Annotated in this window: 18 protein-coding genes, 2 tRNA genes and 1 pseudogene; 14 read left to right on the top strand and 7 right to left on the bottom strand. The window is 69.5% G+C overall.

All coding sequences use genetic code 11. From position 1 onward, the window contains the following. From AC1DXK_RS11370 to AC1DXK_RS11360, 3 genes and pseudogenes are all read left to right on the top strand, one after another. A pseudogene (locus tag AC1DXK_RS11370) lies at nt 1-135 on the top strand (IS481 family transposase); the annotation flags it as partial. 125 nt (nt 136-260) lie between these two features. Continuing rightward, on the top strand, nt 261-437 hold the full coding sequence (locus tag AC1DXK_RS11365) for a hypothetical protein (protein ID WP_457107013.1): 177 nt from the start codon (nt 261-263) through the stop codon (nt 435-437). A 146-nt stretch (nt 438-583) separates the two neighbouring features. Continuing rightward, nucleotides 584-979, top strand: a complete 396-nt coding sequence (locus AC1DXK_RS11360; RefSeq protein ID WP_457107012.1) for a response regulator — start codon at nt 584-586, stop codon at nt 977-979. Between the two features lie 229 nt (nt 980-1,208). Here the strand turns inward: AC1DXK_RS11360 and AC1DXK_RS11355 are convergent, their stop codons facing one another. The 5 genes from AC1DXK_RS11355 to aroA form a co-directional block, all read right to left on the bottom strand. Further along, nucleotides 1,209-1,466, bottom strand: a complete 258-nt coding sequence (locus AC1DXK_RS11355; protein ID WP_457107011.1) for a hypothetical protein — start codon at nt 1,464-1,466, stop codon at nt 1,209-1,211. Between the two features lie 183 nt (nt 1,467-1,649). Further along, complete coding sequence (locus AC1DXK_RS11350) at nt 1,650-1,910, bottom strand: hypothetical protein (protein ID WP_457107010.1); 261 nt, start codon at nt 1,908-1,910, stop codon at nt 1,650-1,652. A 413-nt stretch (nt 1,911-2,323) separates the two neighbouring features. Beyond that, nucleotides 2,324-2,399 (bottom strand) — tRNA-Lys (locus AC1DXK_RS11345). Nucleotides 2,400-2,492: 93 nt separating this feature from the next. After that, nucleotides 2,493-3,131: a (d)CMP kinase gene (cmk, locus tag AC1DXK_RS11340; protein ID WP_457107009.1), complete on the bottom strand. Its 639-nt coding sequence runs from the start codon at nt 3,129-3,131 to the stop codon at nt 2,493-2,495. Between the two features lie 5 nt (nt 3,132-3,136). Next, entirely contained in the window at nt 3,137-4,486 is a 1,350-nt protein-coding gene (gene aroA / locus AC1DXK_RS11335) for a 3-phosphoshikimate 1-carboxyvinyltransferase (protein ID WP_477297789.1), read from the bottom strand. Between the two features lie 254 nt (nt 4,487-4,740). On the opposite strand from aroA, the gene AC1DXK_RS11330 reads away from it, so the two are divergent. Beyond that, complete coding sequence (locus AC1DXK_RS11330; RefSeq protein WP_477297787.1) at nt 4,741-5,127, top strand: TIGR02300 family protein; 387 nt, start codon at nt 4,741-4,743, stop codon at nt 5,125-5,127. Nucleotides 5,128-5,278: 151 nt separating this feature from the next. Continuing rightward, nucleotides 5,279-5,354: transfer RNA gene (locus AC1DXK_RS11325), tRNA-Ala, on the top strand. Nucleotides 5,355-5,467: 113 nt separating this feature from the next. Here AC1DXK_RS11325 and AC1DXK_RS11320 read toward each other — a convergent pair. Further along, nucleotides 5,468-5,956 (bottom strand): Lrp/AsnC family transcriptional regulator, encoded by a 489-nt coding sequence (locus tag AC1DXK_RS11320; protein ID WP_457107006.1) that lies wholly within the window; start codon nt 5,954-5,956, stop codon nt 5,468-5,470. Nucleotides 5,957-6,163: 207 nt separating this feature from the next. Here AC1DXK_RS11320 and mdeB point away from each other — a divergent pair, with 207 nt between their 5' ends. The 6 genes from mdeB (at nt 6,164) to AC1DXK_RS11290 (ending at nt 13,636) form a co-directional block, all read left to right on the top strand. Beyond that, entirely contained in the window at nt 6,164-8,839 is a 2,676-nt protein-coding gene (mdeB, locus tag AC1DXK_RS11315) for an alpha-ketoglutarate dehydrogenase (protein ID WP_457107005.1), read from the top strand. Nucleotides 8,840-8,910: 71 nt separating this feature from the next. Beyond that, nucleotides 8,911-10,287 (top strand): 2-oxo acid dehydrogenase subunit E2, encoded by a 1,377-nt coding sequence (locus AC1DXK_RS11310; protein ID WP_477297784.1) that lies wholly within the window; start codon nt 8,911-8,913, stop codon nt 10,285-10,287. Nucleotides 10,288-10,298: 11 nt separating this feature from the next. Next, complete coding sequence (gene lpdA / locus AC1DXK_RS11305) at nt 10,299-12,002, top strand: dihydrolipoyl dehydrogenase (RefSeq protein ID WP_457107003.1); 1,704 nt, start codon at nt 10,299-10,301, stop codon at nt 12,000-12,002. A 180-nt stretch (nt 12,003-12,182) separates the two neighbouring features. Beyond that, nucleotides 12,183-12,932, top strand: a complete 750-nt coding sequence (locus tag AC1DXK_RS11300; protein WP_457107002.1) for a hypothetical protein — start codon at nt 12,183-12,185, stop codon at nt 12,930-12,932. Nucleotides 12,933-12,967: 35 nt separating this feature from the next. Beyond that, nucleotides 12,968-13,378: a DUF2147 domain-containing protein gene (locus AC1DXK_RS11295; protein ID WP_457107001.1), complete on the top strand. Its 411-nt coding sequence runs from the start codon at nt 12,968-12,970 to the stop codon at nt 13,376-13,378. A gap of 96 nt (nt 13,379-13,474) precedes the next feature. Continuing rightward, nucleotides 13,475-13,636, top strand: coding sequence for a hypothetical protein (locus AC1DXK_RS11290; RefSeq protein WP_457107000.1), 162 nt, complete (start codon nt 13,475-13,477; stop codon nt 13,634-13,636). A gap of 87 nt (nt 13,637-13,723) precedes the next feature. On the opposite strand, the gene alaS is transcribed toward AC1DXK_RS11290, so the two are convergent. Beyond that, nucleotides 13,724-16,402: an alanine--tRNA ligase gene (alaS, locus tag AC1DXK_RS11285; protein WP_457106999.1), complete on the bottom strand. Its 2,679-nt coding sequence runs from the start codon at nt 16,400-16,402 to the stop codon at nt 13,724-13,726. 230 nt (nt 16,403-16,632) lie between these two features. Here alaS and AC1DXK_RS11280 point away from each other — a divergent pair, with 230 nt between their 5' ends. The 3 genes from AC1DXK_RS11280 to AC1DXK_RS11270 all read left to right on the top strand — a co-directional run bounded on the left by AC1DXK_RS11280 (nt 16,633) and on the right by AC1DXK_RS11270 (nt 19,640). Further along, the gene (locus AC1DXK_RS11280; RefSeq protein ID WP_457106998.1) at nt 16,633-17,799 is read left to right on the top strand and encodes a transglycosylase SLT domain-containing protein; all 1,167 of its coding nucleotides are present in this window, start codon (nt 16,633-16,635) and stop codon (nt 17,797-17,799) included. A 119-nt stretch (nt 17,800-17,918) separates the two neighbouring features. Continuing rightward, nucleotides 17,919-18,515, top strand: coding sequence for a response regulator (locus AC1DXK_RS11275; protein WP_477297780.1), 597 nt, complete (start codon nt 17,919-17,921; stop codon nt 18,513-18,515). Nucleotides 18,516-18,716: 201 nt separating this feature from the next. Continuing rightward, a complete protein-coding gene (locus AC1DXK_RS11270) occupies nt 18,717-19,640 on the top strand; it encodes a transglutaminase family protein (protein ID WP_457106996.1) in 924 nt (307 codons plus the stop codon). The last annotated feature ends 17 nt before the right edge of the window (nt 19,641-19,657 follow it).

Raw genomic sequence — 19,657 nt, 5'->3', positions numbered from 1 at the left:
GCCTACAACTTCGCCCGGCGGCTCAAGACCCTACGCGGCCTCACGCCATACGAAGCGACCTGCCGAGCCTGGGCAGACGACCCAGGCCGGTTCAGATACGACCCAACCCATCTCACCTCGGGACTGAACACCTAGCGTGCGCTTGCGCCCTCTTGAAGAGGCAGCCGACCCGGCCATGCGGCATGTTCACCGATTGAGGTAGCGCCGGAACGCCAAGGGCAGCGCTATGCTTGATGCACTGCCAGGCATGGGAGGGTTCGATGAAGGTATTTCAGGTCCGCCAGGGTGCAACAGGCGCAATCCTCTGGACAGGTTCGGCCGCCGACCCGATTGCCGCCCTGGACGCCATGGCGCACGAAGCCGGCTACTACGATCACTCCGACATCCCAGACCACCTGCGAGCAGGCGGACTGCAAGCGGAAGAGGTCCGGGTTTAGGAGTTAGGCTCCGGTCCGGACCCCGTTGCGGAAGTCCGCATCTTGCGCACCACTCACTCCAAATGGATGTCGCCCGGTCACGCTTCTGGTTGAGACGGTATCAATCCGAGCGGCGTTGTAGGGCATCGTTCTCGTGGAGTGGCTCAATGGCTGACGCCTTCGCGCCGCGGCGTGCCGTGCTGATTGTTGAGGACGATCCCGTGCAGCTGATGGAAGCGGCTGCGGCGTTGAGGGATGCGGGGTACGAGGTCGTCGAGGCTCTGACCGTCGAGACCGCTCAGGCCCATCTGGCGTCCCGTTCCGAGCTTGTGGCCATGGTTGCGGACGTGGATCTCGCTGGCGAGCCCCTGAGTGGCTTCACGCTGGCCAAAGCCGTCGCGGCGCGCTGGCCCGAACTCGCTATCCTGATCGTGTCGGGAGTGGAGTGGCCGGGCGAGCAGCAGATGCCCATGGGAGCGCGATTCCTGCGCAAGCCGTTCGCGCTCGAAGGGCTTGCCGACGCCCTTCATACCCTGCTGACGGCGCGAGGGATCGGCTCGTGAACCGACCCCTCGCCACGGCCTAATCCGTGAGGACGGCGATGAGTGAGAACGATGTGGCGAGCACGAACGTGCCCGCCACGAGTGACGAGATCAGCAGCATGGGAAACCTTGAGAGTGCCGAATGGCTATGCTCCCCTAATGCCCGATAGTCCCGTCCAGTTGCGGTCCTGACGTGCATATCCGCCCAGCGCCCGGGACCCTTCTCGAACAAGACGGGGATGCAGGGCTGTCAATCAGCGCTGCTGTCCCCCGCGTCGGCGTCGCTAACGTCCAGCAGCCAATCGGGCACACCAGGGATCACCTCCCCCGCGACCTCACCGGCGGTCTTGAGGGCTCGGTCCACTTTGGCTTCCGTGAACTCACCCCGCACCTCGGCAAACAGCTCACGCGCCAATCGGTCGAGTTCCTCATCCGATAGTGTCTGGCCGTTCCGGTCTGGCTCATCCGTCATAGGCGCCCCCTTGCCGAGCACCGGCCGCTCGGCCACGCCCCGATCCGTTCACGGGGCGGGGGAGCGTCCGATCTCACCAGCGGTGGGCCGATACGCAAAGTGGCCCATAACCATGGTGCCTGGGGCCGGTTAGGCGACCGTCACCCACGTCGGGCCGGAACTGTCCCAGGCTGGCGCTAAAGCGACCTGCCGTGAGGCCGAGGCAGCCCTTCTGCAGCGTCAGTCCACCCCGCATTCGAGCAGATAGCGCCGGCGCTGCTCGGAATTCTCCCGGGCTTCGTCTTGCCAGCTCGCCTCGGGCGGGTCTGGGTCGGCCTTCCCGGGTCGCTGGCCGGGCAAATACAGGCTGCGGGGGTCGCCGGATAACGCGCCTGTCGTCTCGGGGTCTTGGCTACAATCACGCGCCGGCTGCTCGGCCAGAGCAAGTGTGGATCCCGCACACACGACTATGGCCACGGCGAACGCGAGCAACTTTCTCATGGGGATCCTGATGGCCCAAGTCCGGCGCACGTATCGCGCCGCTGGTCGGGCCGGACGGCTTAATCGCGGCTTGCGAAAACGGCCACGGCTGCATCGGCACGGCAGACATGCGTGCTCAGGCCTGCGACGGATTTTCGATTCGGTCGGCCTCACAATGCGCTGCGGAGAACATCCCACAGCGGCCGAACGCATGCCTACCGACCAGTTGAGCGTCGGCTAGCCTGCGCGCTTAGATGCGATCTCGCTCGCCCCGATTGGCGACGCTCTCAACCGCGCGGGCTTCAATGGGCTGTGCGAGTGGAGGCGACAACAAGCTCCGAACCGTGAGCGTGCCGCTCCGGCGCAACCCGGGCTTCCCGCGGGGCAAAACCGGATTTGTTATACGCTCTAAAGTCCTGATTTTGCTGGTAAATTGGTGAGCGCGCTGGGACTCGAACCCAGGACCTACAGATTAAAAGTCCGTTGCTCTACCAGCTGAGCTACGCGCTCGCGTCCCGGGCCGCTCGCTGCGGCGCGTCCGAGACGGCGGGTCCGCAATAGGTGAGCGGGCTCGGGGGGTCAACATGACGGCGGGGACAACCCTCAGGCGGTGTCGCCACGGCTCCGCTCCACGATGCCGCGGGCCTCGTTGAAGGCGGCATCGGCGTCGAGTTCCGTCGTGTCGAGCCGGACCGCATCGTCGGCCATGCGCAGGGGAGCGGCACTCCGGGAGGCGTCCCGGGCATCGCGGGCCTCGATGTCGGCCAGGATCGCCGCGAAGGTCGCCGCCTCGCCGCGGCCGGCCAGCTCCCGGTGCCGGCGACGGGCGCGCTCCTCCGAGGACGCGGTGATGAACAGCTTCACCGGGGCATCGGGACAGACCACGGTGCCGATGTCGCGCCCGTCGAGGACGGCACCCTGCGGATCGGCGGCGAACCGGCGCTGCCATGCGAGCAGGCCGGCGCGGACGTCCGGGACCGCCGAGACGCGCGAGGCCGCCTCGCCCATCGCCCGCTCGCGCAGGCGTGGATCGTCGAGCCTGCCGGCGTCGAGGGCCTGGGCGGCCCGCGCCGCAGCCGCGCAATCCTCCAGCGACACCCCCGCATCGATCAGGGTCAGGGCGACGGCCCGGTAGAGCAGGCCGGTGTCCAGATGGGGCAGGCCGTAATGTTCGGCCAACCGCTTGGCCAGCGTGCCCTTGCCGGATGCGGCCGGGCCGTCGATCGCGATGAGGAGCGGCATGCGGATCACGCCCCGATCCGGCCGCCGAGGGCCTGCATGGTCGGAAGGAAACTCGGGAAGCTCGTGGCGATCATCGCACCGTCATCCACCGTGACCGGGTTCCGGGTGGCGAGCCCCATCACCAGGAACGCCATGGCGATGCGGTGATCGAGATGGGTCGCGACAGTCCCACCCCCCGGCGCCGCTGTGCCATCACCCTCGACGACCAAGTCGTCGCCCTCGACCGTGTGGCGGACACCGTTGGCGGCGAGCCCCGACGCCACGGCCGCGAGGCGGTCCGATTCCTTGACCCGCAGTTCGTGCAGACCGTTCATCCGGGTCCGGCCCTCCGCGAAGCTCGCCGCCACCGCCAGGACGGGATACTCGTCGATCATCGACGGCGCCCGCTCGGCCGGGACGTCGACGCCCGTGAGGCGGCTCGCGCGGACACGCAGGTCCGCGACGGTCTCGCCGCCCTCCTCCCGTTCGGCCAAGCGCTCGATCTGCGCGCCCATTTCCAGCAGCGTCGTGATCAGCCCGGTGCGCAGCGGGTTCATCATGACGCCTTCGATCACCACGTCGGAGCCGGGGACGATCAGCGCGGCCACCAGCGGGAAGGCCGCCGAGGACGGATCGGCCGGAACCACTACGTCGGTGCCGCGCAGCGTCGGCTGGCCGGTGAGCGCGATCCTGCGGCCGTGCCCGCCGGGTCCATGCGGCTCGACGCTGACCGCGGCGCCGAACAGGCGCAACATTCGCTCGGTGTGGTCGCGGGTCGCCGCCGTCTCGATCACCGTGGTGGTGCCGGGGGCGTTGAGACCGGCAAGCAGCACCGCGGACTTGATCTGCGCCGAGGCCGCCGGCGTTTCGTAGGTGATCGGGATCGCCTCCTTGAGGCCCCGCAGGGTCAGGGGAACCCGTCCACCCGGTGCCTCAGCGAGGACCTGCGTGCCCATTCGGGTGAGCGGGTCTAGGATGCGGCGCATCGGCCGCGAGCGCAGGGAGGCGTCGCCGTCGAAGGTCGCGGTCACCGGCTGGCCGCCGACCACCCCCATCATCAGACGGGAGCCGGTGCCGGCATTGCCGAAATCCAAAACCGCGGCCGGGTCGCTGAGACCACCGATGCCGACGCCTTGGACCCGCCAGCGCCCGGCGCCGRGGCGCTCGACCCCGGCACCGAGCGCCTTCGCGGCGGCGGCGGTGCGCAGGACGTCGTCGCCCTCGAGTAGGCCCTCGACCCGGGTTTCCCCCTGGCTGAGGAGGCCGAGGATCATCGCCCGGTGCGAGATCGACTTGTCGCCCGGCGGGCGCAGGCGCCCCCGCAGGGACGTGCCGGGCACGGCGGTGAGGGGCTCGGGACTCGAATCGTGCGACACGGGGCGTCCGTTCGGGCTCTTGCGGGTTGGCCTGGATCCGGCGCGCCGGGCGGCTATGCCGCGGCGTTGCAATCGGACGGTGAAATCGCCGCGCGGTTAACACGGGCACCGATCGGCGTCATCCGTTCGATCTCACGGACGCCCGCGGACCACACCGCCGCGCAGCGCCTCGCACCGGCTCGATTGACAGGGGCGGCCACCCCGACTAACGGGGCCGCTCCCCCGAGACAGTACTGACGACGAGGTGTCCGCCCGTGGCCCGACCGGAACTTGGCTTGAAGCGCCAGTGCATGAGCTGCGGCGCGAAGTTCTACGACCTTGCCCGCGACCCCGCCGTCTGCCCGAAATGCGGGGCGGTCTATCAGGCGGTGGCCACCTCCAGTCGCGCAGCGCCACCGGCGCTGTCGCGGGCGCCGGTGAACACCGATGACGAGGACGAGACGGACGAGAAGGGTCCGGAGATGGTCTCCCTCGACGAGGTGGAAGCCGCTGAGGACGAGGCGGACCCGACGCCCGAGGACGAGTCGGTCGAGGACGGAGATTCCACCGAGGACGATACCTTCCTCGAGGAGGAAGATGCCGGCGACGACGATGTCTCGGACCTGATCGACGGCGACATCGAGAACGACGAAGAGAGTTGAGGCGGCTCCGGCCGCCTCCCCCGACGAAACCCCGAACATCGCGAAAAAAAGGGGTTGAGTCCGCGGCGCGAGCCGCCTATAGAACCGGCCTCGCCGGACGCAAGTCGGACCGGCGAGACCCCCGCGGGACCCAAACCGCGGTGGACATAGTGGGGCCTTAGCTCAGCTGGGAGAGCGCTTCCATGGCATGGAAGAGGTCATCGGTTCGATCCCGTTAGGCTCCACCATTTTTATCTCGGCGCGATGCGGCTATGCAGGCCTTCCGCGCTTGAGTTCGAAGACGCGAACCCTCAAACTTGCCCGATCCATGCGAACCGAATCCGGTAAGCGCGTGGATCCCTTAGCGACTGAGGTGCGCGAGGGGTAGCGCGGTCGTGTACTTCACCTGCCCCAGCGCGAAGCTTGAGCGGATGTTGGCCACCCCGGGGATGCGCGTGAGGTGGTCGAGGACGAGCTTCTGGTACTGGCCGAGATCTTCCACCACGACGCGCAGCATGTAGTCGGCCTCGCCGCTCATCAGATAGCACTCCATCACCTCCGGGCGGCTGCGCACGGCCTCGTCGAAAGCGCGAAGCGCGACCTGTGTCTGCTTCTCCAGCGAAACGTGGACGAACACGTTCACTGCGAGCCCCACGCTGAGGGGATCGACCACCGCGACGCAGCCCCGGATGATGCCGGCCTCCTTCAGGTCGTTGACGCGACGCCAGCACGGTGAGGTGGACAGACCCACCCGCTCCGCGAGCTCCGCGATGCTGATCTCGCTGTCCTGTTGCAGGCATTCGAGGATGCGCAGGCTAGCGGCATCGAGCTGGGTTTGGCGCACGGGCATTGGCCGACCTCCGGGTCTGCGCTGGCCGCGTCCGGCGCCGATCGCGGCATCAGGAGAGGCCTCGGAGGGCGTCGAGCGGCATGATTTGCCTCCTACAACCCATTATGCGGATGATCAATCCGACAAATCGCGTCACAGAGCAAATGTCCGGCATGTCCCGCCGCTCTGATAGCCGTATCATCCGGATCAAACAGGGAGGCCGCGCCGATGAATGCCATACCGCCGAAAGCCACCATCGCGCGGTCCGCTGAGGTCGACCATGATCCGGCGGAAACCCAGGACTGGCTCGCGGCGCTGGAATCCCTGTTCCGCACCGAGGGCGCTGCCCGGGCGCGCTTCATCCTCGACCGTCTTGAGCGCCGCTCGAAGGAGATCGGCATCCTCGACGAGGCCCTGCCCTACTCGCCCTATCGGAACACGATCGCGCTGGAGAAGCAGCCGCGCTACCCGGGCGATCTCGACATCGAGGAACGCCTGACCTCGATCATGCGCTGGAACGCGCTGGCCATGGTGGTGCGCGCCAACATGGCCTACGGCGAACTCGGCGGCCACGTGGCGAGCTACGCCTCGGCGGCGGAACTGTTCGAGGTCGGGTTCAACCATTTCTTCAAGGGCGGCGCGGACGGCGACCTCGTCTATTTCCAGCCGCACTCGGCGCCCGGCGTCTATGCCCGGGCCTTCCTGGAAGGGCGCCTCTCCGAGGAGCAGCTGAAACACTATCGCCAGGAGATCGCCGGCGACGGCCTCTGCTCCTATCCGCACCCCTGGCTGATGCCGGATTTCTGGCAGGTCCCGACCGGATCCATGGGCATCGGTCCGATCCACGCGGTCTATCAGGCGCGCTTCATGCGCTACCTCGCCGATCGCGGCCTCGCCGACACCGGCGGCCGGCACGTCTGGGGCGTGTTCGGCGACGGCGAGATGGACGAGCCGGAATCGATCGGCGGCCTCGCCCTCGCGGCCCGCGAGACCCTCGATAACCTCACCTTCGTCATCAACTGCAACCTGCAGCGGCTGGACGGGCCGGTGCGCGGCAACGGCCAGATCATCCAGGAGCTGGAGAGCCTGTTCCGGGGCGCGGGCTGGAACGTCATCAAGGTGCTGTGGGGCTCGGAGTGGGACGGGATCTTCGCCCGCGACACCAACCATGCCCTGCTGCGCCGCTTCGCCGACACCGTCGACGGCAAGTACCAGACGCTGGGCGCCAAGGACGGTGCCTACAACCTTGCGCACTTCTTCGGCGAGGATCCGGAGGTGCGCGAGCTCGTCGCCCACATGTCGGACGCCGACGTGGATCGCCTCAAGCGCGGCGGCCACGATTTCCGCAAGCTCTACGCCGCCTTCGCGGCCGCCAAGGCCACCAAGGGCCGCCCGACCGTGATCCTGGCCAAGACCAAGAAGGGCTACGGCATGGGCGGCGCGGGCGAGTCGCGCATGACCGCCCACCAGGCCAAGAAGCTCGACGTGGACGCGCTCCGCGCCTTCCGCGACCGGTTCGCCCTGCCGCTGTCGGATGCCCAGGTCGAGGGCTTGGCCTTCTACAAGCCGGCCGAGGACGGGGCCGAGATGCGCTACCTGCGCGAACGCCGCGAGATGCTCGGCGGCGTGCTTCCGGCCCGCCGCCGCACCGCGCCGACCGTCACGGTGCCGGCGCTCTCGACCTATGCTGGGTTCGCTTTGGAGGCGGGCGGCAAGGAGATGTCGACCACCACCGCGGTGGTGCGCCTGTTCGGCAATCTCCTGAAGCACAAGGATCTGGGACCGCGCATCGTCCCGATCGTCGCTGACGAGGCCCGGACCTTCGGCATGGCCAACCTGTTCCGGCAGGTTGGGATCTATGCGCCGCAGGGGCAGCTCTACGAGCCGGAGGATGCCGGTTCGATGCTCTACTACCGCGAGGCGCGGGACGGGCAGCTCTTGGAAGAGGGCATCACCGAGGCCGGGGCGATCTCGTCCTGGACGGCGGCGGCCACGTCCTACAGCGTCCACGGCCTGTCGATGCTGCCGTTCTACATCTACTACTCGATGTTCGGCTTCCAGCGGGTCGGCGACCTGATCTGGGCGGCGGCGGACCAGCGCGCCCGAGGCTTCCTGATCGGCGCCACTGCGGGTCGCACGACCCTCGGGGGCGAGGGCCTGCAGCACCAGGACGGGTCGAGCCACATGCAGGCGGCCGCGATCCCGAACTGCCGGGCCTACGATCCGGCCTTCGCGTACGAGATGGCGGTGATCGTCGACCGGGGCGCCCGGGCGATGATGGAGGAGGACCAGGACGCCTTCTACTACCTCACCGCGATGAACGAGAACTACGCGCAGCCTTCCATGCCGCAGGGGGCGGAAGCCGGCATCCTGAAGGGCATGTATCGCCTGTCCGGGCCGGAGGGCGGAGCGGGAGCCGTGCGGCTCCTCGGGTCCGGCGCGATCCTGCCGGAGGTGATCGCGGCGGCGAAGTTGCTGAGGCAGGACTGGGGCGTCGCGGCCGAGGTGTTCAGCGTGACGAGCTTCAGCGAGCTGGCCCGCGACGCCCGCGAGGCCGAGCGGCAGGCGATGCTCAACCCGGAGGCCGAGGCGCCGGTGAGCCACGTGGCGGCGCTGCTGCCGGGCGCGGCCCCGATCGTGGCGGCGAGCGACTACGTCAGGGCCTATCCGCAACTGATCGCCTCCTATGTCGGCGCCCGCTTCGTCGCCCTCGGCACCGACGGGTTCGGGCGCAGCGACACCCGCAACGCGCTCCGCCGATTCTTCGAGGTCGACCGGCAGCACGTGGTCATCGCCGCCCTGCACGCCCTGGCCGAGACCGGATCGGTGCCGCGCGCCACCGTGGCCGAGGCGATCCGCCGATACGGCATCGCGGCGGACGCGCCGGCGCCCTGGACCGTCTGAGGCTCGGCGCGTGCCGATCGGCGCTTTTCCATCCCACCCTCCGAACGCCCGACCTACGGAAATCCGCCCGCATGAGCGCCGCGCTGCAGATCGCCCTGCCGGATATCGGCGACTACCGGGACGTGCCGGTCATCGAGCTTCTGGTGAAGCCGGGCGACCGCCTCGCGGTGGACGACCTGATCCTCAGCATCGAATCCGACAAGGCCACCATGGAGGTCCCCTCCCCGGTCGCGGGGATCGTGCGCGAGCTGCTGGTCTCGGTCGGCACGAAGGTGTCCGAAGGGACGCCGATCCTCACGGTAGAGCCGGCGGAGGGCGGCGGAACTGCACCGACGCCGGACGCAGCACCCGCAGCCGCGGCCTCGTCGACCTCCGAGCGGAGCGCGGTTCCCCTCTCCCGTGCGGGAGAGGGACAGGGTGAGGGATCAGGGTCTTCCGGAGAGGGCACATCCCTCACCCCAACCCTCTCCCGCACGGTAGAGGGAGTTCGCCCCACCCTGCCGAACTCGACAAACTCCGATCCGATCCAGGCAGCACGGGGCGAGGTGCATGCCAGCCCGTCTGTCCGCCAGCTCGCCCGCGAACTCGGCGTTGGGCTGGAGCGTATCGCCGCCACCGGACCGAAGGGGCGGATCCTGCGCGAGGACGTGCACGCCTTCGTCAAGGCGGCCCTGGGCGCGCCGGCCCCGGCGCCCGTCGCCGCCTCCGGGATCGGCGCTGGCCTGCCGCCCTGGCCGGAGGTGGATTTCGCGAAATACGGCCCGGTCCGGCGCGAGCCGCTCTCGCGCATCCAGAGCCTGTCGGGGGCCAACCTCAGTCGCAACTGGCTGACGATCCCCCACGTCACCAACTTCGACCGGGCCGACGTCACCGAGATCGAATCGTTTCGCGTCGGGCTCAACAAGGAGACGCGCACACCGCCCGCGAGGGTCACGATGGTGGCGTTCCTGATCAAGGCCGCGGCCTCGGCGCTGCGCGCCTATCCGCGGTTCAACGCCTCCCTCGCGGGGGGCGATCTCGTCCTCAAGGACTATGTCCATGTCGGCTTCGCCGTGGACACGCCGAAGGGCCTGATGGTCCCGGTGGTGCGCGATTGCGACCGCAAGGGCCTCATCGAGATCGCCACCGAAATGGCCGCCCTGGCCGAGAAGGCGCGGGCCGGGACCCTCCCGGGCTCCGACATGCAGGGCGGCTGCTTCTCGGTGTCGTCACTGGGCGGCATCGGCGGCGACGGTTTCACGCCGATCATCAACGCGCCGGAGGTCGCCATCCTCGGCGCGACGCGCTCGCGCATGGAGCCGGTCTGGGACGGCACGGCATTCCAGCCGCGTCTCATCCTGCCCCTGAGTCTGTCGTGGGACCACCGCGTGGTGGACGGTGTCGCCGCCGCCCGCTTCCTCGGTCACGTGGCGTCGGTCCTCTCGGACCTGCGCCGCGCCCTCCTTTAACGGTCCGCGCCATGACAGACACCCTCGACATCCGCGTCCCGGACCTCGGGGATTACGCCGACGTCCCCGTCATCGAGATCCCGGTCGCCCCCGGCCAGCCGGTCGCCAAGGACCAGACCCTGCTGGTGGTCGAATCCGACAAGGCGACCCTGGATATCCCGTCCCCGGCGGCCGGGCGCCTCGTCGAGATGCTGGTCGGCCTCGGCGACACCGTCTCGGCCGGCACCCTCGTCGCGCGGCTGGCCGTCGAGTCGCCGGGTGCGCGGGCGGAAGCCGCACCGGCGCCGACACCGACGCCACGGAGCACCGACGCCGACGCGGCCTGCGACGTGCTCGTGATAGGCGGCGGTCCCGGCGGCTATTCTGCGGCCTTTCGGGCGGCCGATCTCGGGCAACGGGTCACGCTGGTGGAGCGCGACGCGACTCTGGGCGGGGTCTGCCTCAACGTCGGCTGCATCCCGTCGAAGGCGCTGCTCCACGTAGCGGCCGTAACCGAGGAGGCTGTACGGCTCGCCGCGCACGGGATCACCTTCGGCCCTCCGACCGTCGATCTGGAGCGGCTGCGGTCGTTCAAGGCCGGAACCATCCGCCGCCTGACCGACGGGCTCGCCCAGATGGCGCGCCAGCGCAAGGTCGAGGTTCTGCGCGGCACCGCGCGCTTTGACGGACCCGAAACGGCCTCGGTGGCGCTCCACGATGGCGGCACGCGCACCATCGCCTTCGCGAGCGCCATCGTGGCCGCGGGATCGTCGCCGGTGGCGCTGCCGATGCTGCCGGAGCACCCGCGCATCGTGAACTCGACGGGGGCGCTGGAACTGCCATTCGTCCCGCGCCGGATGCTGGTGATCGGCGGCGGCATCATCGGCCTGGAGATGGCGACGGTCTACAGCGCGCTGGGCGCCCGGGTCGACGTGATCGAACGGCTGCCGAACCTGCTGGAGGGCGTCGACCGGGATCTTGTGGCGGTCTGGACGAAGCGTAACGGGCACCGCTTCGACCGCGTCCTGACCGGCACCGAGGTCGTGGCCGCCCGAGCCACCCCGGACGGCATCGCCGTCACCGTGGCGGCCGAGGCGGAGCCGCAGATCTACGACCTCGTGCTCCAGGCGGCGGGTCGACGCCCGAACGGTAACGTCCTCGGCCTCGATGCCGCCGGCGTCTCGGTGGAGCGGGGCTTCGTGCCGGTGGATGGGCAGATGCGCACGAACGTTCCGCACATCTTCGCCATCGGCGACATCGTCGGACAACCGATGCTGGCCCACAAGGCGGTGCACCAGGGTCATGTCGCCGCCGAGGTGGCCGCCGGCCACAAGGCCGGCTTCGACGCCGCGGTGATCCCGTCGGTCGCCTATACCGATCCGGAGATCGCCTGGGTCGGCATCACCGAGACGGCCGCCAAGGCGGCGGGCCAGGCCGTCGAGGTGGCGCGATTTCCCTGGGCGGCATCGGGCCGGGCCATCGCCAACGGCGCCGATTACGGCCTGACCAAGCTGCTGTTTGACGCTAGGACGAAGCGCATCGTCGGCGGCGCCATCGTCGGGCCGAGCGCGGGCGACATGATCGGAGAGGTCGCGCTCGCGATCGAGATGGGGGCCGATGCCACCGATATCGGCCGCACGATCCATCCCCACCCGACCTTGGGCGAGACCATCGGGCTGGCCGCCGAGGCCGGCCTCGGCCTCTGCACCGATCTGCCCCCGGTGGCGCGGCGCTGACGGGCTTCCGTCGAAGGCTCCCGCGAACGGCGCGGCTCGACGGAGCGACGATTCTTATATAGATCCTGCCTGACGCGACCGGGTCGGCAGGATTCGCCCTGGTCATGGCGTTCTGCCGGGCCTCGACGCTTCGGCATGCGGCGACAATCTGGTGTTTCATCTGGGAGAACGACCCCCGAGATGCTCTGGCGCACCGGAAAGTCTTGCTGCGATGGCATTTTCACTTCGCTATTGCTGGTTTGGAGATGGGCGACGCCGTCGTGCGACGTGTCTCACCCCGCCGGATCGGCCGACGGGCGATGGCCGCGCTGCCTGGCCGTGCTTGGACTGGGACTGGTGCCGGTGATCGCGCCTCCGAGCTGGGCGCTCGATTCATCGGCGCCGGCGGAGCCGGCCGATCTGCGCGTCCTCCAGGACAATCCGCAGGCGATGATCGCGGCGCTGCGGAGCCGCATACTGGCCGCGCACAGCGCGACGCTCGCGCTCGAAGGTTGGTGCGCCGACTACAAGTTGGCCGGGGAGCCCCGTCTCGTCGCGGAGCGCATACCCATCGTCGACAAGCCTCTGACCCCGGCGCAGCGCGCGCGCCTGGCGATCGGACCGGACGAACCGGTGCGCTATCGCCGGGTCCGCCTCGCCTGCGGGGACCGGGTCCTGTCGGAGGCCGACAACTGGTATGTGCCGGCCCGCCTCACGCCGGAGATGAACGCGACCCTGGACGGCACCCGCACCCCGTTCGGCCGGGTCGTGCGCCCGCTGGCCCCGGTGCGCAGCACCATCGACGTGCGCGCGCCGGTCCAGCAGGCGGATCCGGGTCCCAACGACCCGCTCTTCGAGGTCGATGCGGTGCTCTCGACAGGCGCCGGCCAACCCTTCTGCGAGGTGATCGAGACATACCTGGGCGGCGCGCTGCCCCGGGCCTCGCGGTAAGACCACGTTCGGATGCTGAGTGAGGAGGAACAGGGATGGGTTCGAGGCTGCGTCGCACGATGTTGGCACTGCTCGCGACGGGCACGGCCTGCGGCCCGGCTCTGGGGGCCGATCCGGCCGGGCTCTGGCTGACGGAGACCGGAAGCTCCCGCGTCCGCGTCATCCCCTGCGGGGGCGGCTTCTGCGGTACGATCGTGAGTGCGCCCGGAAAGGGGCTCGACGCCAAGAATCCGGATCCGGCGCTGCGCAGCCGCAGCGTCGTGGGCGTGCAGATCCTCGACGCACGCCAGCCCGACGGCGGCGGCTTCTCGGGCTCCCTCTACAACCCGAATGACGGCAAGACCTATTCCGGGTCCCTGAAGCTCACGGGTCCCAACGCGCTCGAGGTCTCAGGGTGCGTGATGAGCGTCTTCTGCAAGCGGCAGACCTGGACGCGCGTGCACTGACGGGTCGAACGCCGCCTCGCTCTTGCCACCATCGCGCCGGCCGCTGCGCAGGGCGTCAAGAGGCCGGTCGCTCCGGCGCCGGCCGCGGCGGGTGTGATGAGCCAGCGGGGCGACACCACCGGCAACGATGCCGCGGTCACCGACGCGCCGACCGGCCGGGCGGCCGATACGACCTCCGACAATTCGGCCGCCGCCGGCAACGCCAACCAGCCGTCACGGGTGGCCCCACAGGGCGGCGGGGGCGGCGGCAAAACGTGAAGCCGGGCGCGACGGGACCTCACCGGTCCCGTCGGTCACCATCGGGCCGCACCGGAGAGGATGCGGCCGTCCGCTTCGCGGGGTGACTTAGGCGGCGTCGGTCAGAGCCTGGGCGATGGCATCGAGGGCAGCCTCGGCTCCGGCGCCGTTCGGGCCACCGGCCTGGGCCATGTCGCGGCGGCCGCCGCCGCCCTTGCCCCCGAGCGCGCCGGCACCGGCCCGGACCAGCCCGACGGCGTCGTAGCGACCGGTCAGGTCGTCGGTCACGCCCACGACGAGGCCCGCCTTGCCGTCCGGCGCCACGCCGACCACCGCCACGATACCGGAACCCAGGCGCTTCTTCTCCTCGTCGACGATCGGCTTGAGGTCGCGCATGTCGAGCCCCTCGATCACCGAGCGTCGGAACGCCACTCCCCCGACCTCGATCTGCTGAGCCCCGGAACCCGGGCCGCCCTCACCGCCCATGGCGAGCTTGCGGCGCGTCTCAGCCAGCTCGCGCTCCAGGCGCCGCCGATCCTCCATCAGCGCCGTGAGCCTGTCGGGCGCCTCCGAGACAGGCGCCTTGAGGATGCCGGCCAGCGCCGCCAGGGTGCGGGCCTCCTCGGCGCGGTGGCGGCGGGCCGCGTCGGCCGTCAGCGCCTCGATCCGGCGGACACCCGCGCCGACGGCGCTCTCTCCCACGACGGTGATCGCGCCGATATCGCCGGTCCGCGCGGCGTGAGTGCCGCCGCAGAGTTCCACCGAGAAGTTCTTTGGCCGCCCCTGTCCGGTGTTGGACCCGACCGGCAGGCCCATCGAGACCACCCGGACCTCGTCGCCGTACTTCTCGCCGAAGAGCGCCCGGGCGCCGGACGCGATGGCATCGTCAACCGCCATCAGCTTGGTCACCACGGGTGCGTTCTGCAGCAGCACCGCGTTGGCGATATCCTCGACCCGGGCGAGTTCGTCGGCCTCGATCGGCTTCGGATGGCTGATGTCGAAGCGCAGGCGGTCCGGGCTCACCAGCGAACCCTTCTGGGCGACGTGGTCGCCCAGAACCTGCCGCAGGGCCTCGTGCAGGAGGTGGGTTGCGGAGTGGTTCGCCCGGATCGCCCGGCGACGGGCGTGGTCGACCCTCAGCTCCACGGGCTGTTCGAGACTCAAGCGCCCCTCTTCCACGGTGACGTGGTGGACGAACAGGTCGCCGAGCTTCTTCTGGGTGTCGGTCACCCGCGCCCGAACGCCCGGCGCGAGGATGAGTCCGGCATCGCCGACCTGTCCGCCCGACTCGGCGTAGAACGGCGTCTGGTTGACCAGGATCAGTCCGGTCTGGCCAGCGTCCAGGCCGTTGACCTCGGCGCCGTCATGCAGGAGCGCCGTGACGATCCCCTCGGCGGTCTCGGTCTCGTAGCCCAGGAACTCGGTGGCGCCGACGCGCTCGCGCAAACCGAACCACACCGTCTCGGTGGCCGCGTCGCCGGAGCCCTTCCAGGCCTCGCGGGCGGCCTGCTTCTGGCGCTGCATCGCCGCCGCGAAAGCGTCCGTATCGACGCCGATTCCCCGGGCCTTGAGGGCGTCCTGGGTCAGGTCGAGGGGGAAGCCGTAGGTGTCGTAGAGCGTGAACGCGGTCTCGCCGGAGAGCTTGTCGCCCGCCTGAAGGTCGCGGCTCTCGGAGTCGAGGATCGACAGGCCGCGCTCGAGGGTTCGCCGGAACCGGGTCTCCTCCAGCTTCAGGGTCTCGCCGATCAGGCTCTCGGCCCGCATCAGTTCCGGATAGGCCTGCCCCATCTCGCGCACGAGCGTCGGCACGAGGCGGTACATCGTGGGCTCCCGCGCGCCCAGGATCTCGGCATGACGCATGGCGCGGCGCATGATCCGGCGCAGCACGTAGCCGCGACCCTCGTTGCCCGGCAGCACGCCGTCCGCCACCAGGAACGACGCGGCGCGCAGGTGATCGGCGATCACCCGGTAGGAGGCCATGGTGGCGGGCTCCGGCGCCCGCGAGACGGCGTGCGCCACCGCATCGATCAGGGCGCGGAACAGATCGGTGTCATAGTTCGAATGGACACCCTGGAGGATCGCCGCCATGCGCTCCAGGCCCATGCCGGTGTCGATCGACGGCCGCGGCAGCGGGTTGCGGGCACCCGGCTCCAGCTGCTCGTACTGCATGAACACGAGGTTCCAGAATTCCAGGAACCGGTCGCCGTCCTCGTCGGGAGAGCCCGGCGGGCCGCCCTGGAGCGCCGGTCCCTGGTCGATGAAGATCTCCGAGCAGGGGCCGCAGGGGCCGGTATCGCCCATCTGCCAGAAATTGTCGGAGTTCCCGATCCGGATGATCTTCTCTTCGGGAAGCCCGGCGATCTTCTTCCACAGGGCCGCGGCCTCGTCGTCGTCGGCGTAGACGGTGACAAGGAGCTTGTCGGCCTTCAGGCCGAATTCCTTGGTGATCAGCGTCCAAGCCAGCTCGATGGCGCGATCCTTGAAGTAGTCGCCGAACGAGAAGTTGCCGAGCATCTCGAAGAACGTGTGGTGGCGCGCCGTGTACCCGACATTGTCAAGGTCGTTGTGCTTGCCGCCGGCCCGCACGCATTTCTGCGCGGTCGTCGCCCGGTCGTAGGCGCGCTTCTCGACGCCGGTGAAGACGTTCTTGAACTGCACCATGCCGGCGTTCGTGAACATCAGCGTCGGGTCGTTCTTCGGCACGAGGCTCGAGGAGGGCACGACCTCGTGCCCCGCCTTGGCGAAGTAGTCGAGGAAGGTCGACCGGATCTCGTTGACGCCGCTCATCGGGGCTGACTCTGGCAGGACACACGGGGACTGGGCGGCCGCGCGTCGTCTGCGTGGCACCCGCATGGCGCCCTCTTAAGGAGGGATGCCGCGCGAGTCACGGGCGCCCTGCCCCGAAATCTCCCCGGGACGCCGCAGCTCGGCCACGAGCGCGGCCGTGTTGTCGCCACATCTGTCAAGCGATGATCGATCCGTGGCGCCATCAGGGCGTGTGGAGAGTCGGGATAACGATGCAAGGCCGTACGGTCGGATCGCAGAGGACCATCACCGGCAAGCAGGGCCAGTTCGGCTCCGGCCGTGCCGACGTGATCGCCGCACAGCCCATGCTGGGCCGTGCCCACGGCAGTCGCCCTGCGCTGTTCCGCTCGCTGCTCACCATGTCGCTCATCGCAGGCGGTCTCAGCGCGGCCCTGATCGGATCGGGCGTGGACCTCGGCAAGGTGGGCCTGTCGCCGGCCGTGTCCACCGCGGAAGCGGCCACCGAACCGGCGATGCCCCGGCCGCGCATCCACACCGTCGCCCTCACAACGGATCTCGCGCAGACGCCGCTGCGCGCCTCCGCCAGCTTCGCCGCCGTGCACGATCTCGACACCGACATCGGCTCCAACACGGTCGACCGCGTGTCGTACGACTTCCTGCTCTCGGAGAGCGCCGCCGGCGACCCGAACGACATCCTGGAATTCGGCCCGATGAAGATCCGGCGCCACCTCGTGCAGACGATCGTGCGGGCCGCCCAGACTGTCCAGACCGATCCGGTGCTGCTGATGGCCGTGGCCGACAAGGAATCGAGCTTCGTCACCGCGGTCCAGGCCAAGACCTCTTCGGCCACCGGCCTCTACCAGTTCATCGAGCGGACATGGCTCGGCGTGATCCGCGATTTCGGATCCAAGTACGGGCTGGAGAAGGAGGCCGCGCTGATCACGGCCGATGGCAACGACCGGCCGATCATCGCCGATCCGGCCGAGCGCATCCGGGTGCTGGAGCTGCGCCGCGACCCCTACCTGTCGGCTTTGATGGCCGGCGAGATGCTGAAGCGCGACGCCGCGCGCATCGCCCTGCGGATCGGCCGCGAGCTGACCCTCGGCGAGGTCTATCTGGCGCACTTCCTCGGACCTGATGATGCCGGGGAGTTTCTCGCCAACGTCGTCAACAAGCCGGCCGCCGCCGCAGCCGCCCTCCTCCCGGGTCCCGCCCGGGCCAACCGCTCGATCTTCTTCGCCGCCGGGCGCTTCGTCGGCCGCGGCCGCCACCGCAAGCCGCTGAGCCTGTCCGTCGCCCAGGTCCACGAGAAGTTCGAGGCAATGATGAGCACGCGCGGGACACGCTACCAGAACGTCCGCGCGGTCTCCGGGATCATGGCCTACGCGGATGCCGATTCCGGCCTCGCCACGCAGTAACGGCTCAGTGAGGGCCGGTGGGATTCCGGACGCCTCGCGCAACCAGCGGCGGATTGCCGACTTTCCTCCTCAAGCGCCGCGTCCTCGGCCGGCGTGACACTCGACTTCGGGGGGAGTCCTTGAAGAAGCACGAGACGAGCGCGCCCCTGCCGCTCACTGATACGCTTTCGCCTGGTATTCCGCTCGATGAAATCGGCCGGACACTCGCGTCATTCTACGATAATCTCGTCTCCGAGGGCGTGCCCGAGCATCTCGCCTCCCTGGTCCGTCGGGTCCGCCAGACCGACGGCGGGGATTCCGTGCAGCAGATTTCGCGCGAAACGGCGGCCGAGGCCGTCCCGCCGCGCCTCGCCCTCGTTGTCGAGGATGATCCCGAGATCCGCGCCCTGGCCGAAACCCTTCTGGAGGAGACGGAGCTGGACGTCGTCGGCTGCGACAGCGCCGAGGCTGCCCTCTTGGTCCTGCAGGCGCGCGGCGGCGACGTGGCGCTGGTCTTCGCCGATGTCCGGCTGGCCGGCCGAATGGACGGCCTCCAGCTGGCCCGTGCGGTGTCGACGCTGTGGCCCCGGGCGCGGCTGGTGGTGACCTCCGGCCATGGTTTGTCGCGCCCGGAACTGCCGGCCGAGGCCGTCTTCATCGCCAAGCCCTGGCGCGCCTTCGACGTGCTGGTCGAGGCCGAGCGCGCCGCCGCCGAGCCGGCTCCGCCGGTGCTCTGAAGGCGCACTCAAGAAGTCCCCGACTGTGCGTGACGTCTCTTTCGATCCGGGCCGACCGTCGCGCACGGCCCGGCGCGCCAGGCTCTGCGAAGAGCACCGCGGACGGTCGGTCCTGCAGCATCCGCGCGTCTCGTCCGCGCAATTGGGCCTAGCCCTTGCATTGCCGATGACCGCGTCGGCGCGAGCCCGGAGCCTGCAGAGTTGCCGATCCTTTCCGTCCGCCACCGAACGGTCTACCGGTACCGGCGTCCGGTCGCCTTCGGCGAGCACCGGATCATGTTCCGGCCGCGCGACAGTTACGATCAGCGGCTGATCGAGGCGACCCTCGACGTCACCCCCGCGCCCGCGACCCTGCGCTGGCTGTTCGACGTGTTCGGGAACTGCGTGGCGGTGACGACCTTCGAGACGCGCGCCGAGACGCTGACCTTCGATTGCAGCATCACCCTCGAACATACCCCGGAACACGCCCCCGACTTCCCGCTCGCACCCCACGCGACCCACTATCCGTTCGGATACGGCGCCGAGGACATGCCGGACCTAGCCCGATCGATCGAGCGGCAGTGGCGCGATTCGCGCCACGAAGTCGATGCCTGGGCGCGGAGCTTTCTGCCGGAGCAGGGCCGCATCCCCACGCTGGAGTTGCTGGCCGCCATGACCCGCAGCGTGCGGGCGAACTTCACCTATCTGGCCCGCTCCGAGAAGGGCGTGCAGGATCCCCTGACCACCCTGCGCAGCAAGCGTGGCTCCTGTCGGGACTTCGCGGTGCTGATGATGGAGGGCGTGCGGGCGCTCGGCATGGCGGCTCGGTTCGTCTCCGGCTACCTCTACAACCCGCGGAACGACCGTGCCCGGCACGTGGGCGGCGGTTCCACCCACGCGTGGCTGCAAGTCTATCTCCCGGGCGCCGGCTGGGTGGAGTTCGACCCCACCAACGGCATCGTCGGCAACCGCGATCTCATCCGCGTCGCGGTGACCCGCGACCCCGCGCAGGCCGTACCGCTGCACGGGTCCTTCTTCGGTCTCGCCAGCGACGATCTGGGCATGCGCGTCGAGGTCGACGTGATCGAACAGGACGGGGCCGCTGCTCAGACCGCATGGGGGTCGCCGCCGCTTCTGGCGCGTTGAGACCCGGGGATCAGGAA

Source organism: Methylobacterium sp. P3_A11, assembly GCF_056403155.1.
This window is presented reverse-complemented; position numbering and strand designations above follow the sequence as displayed.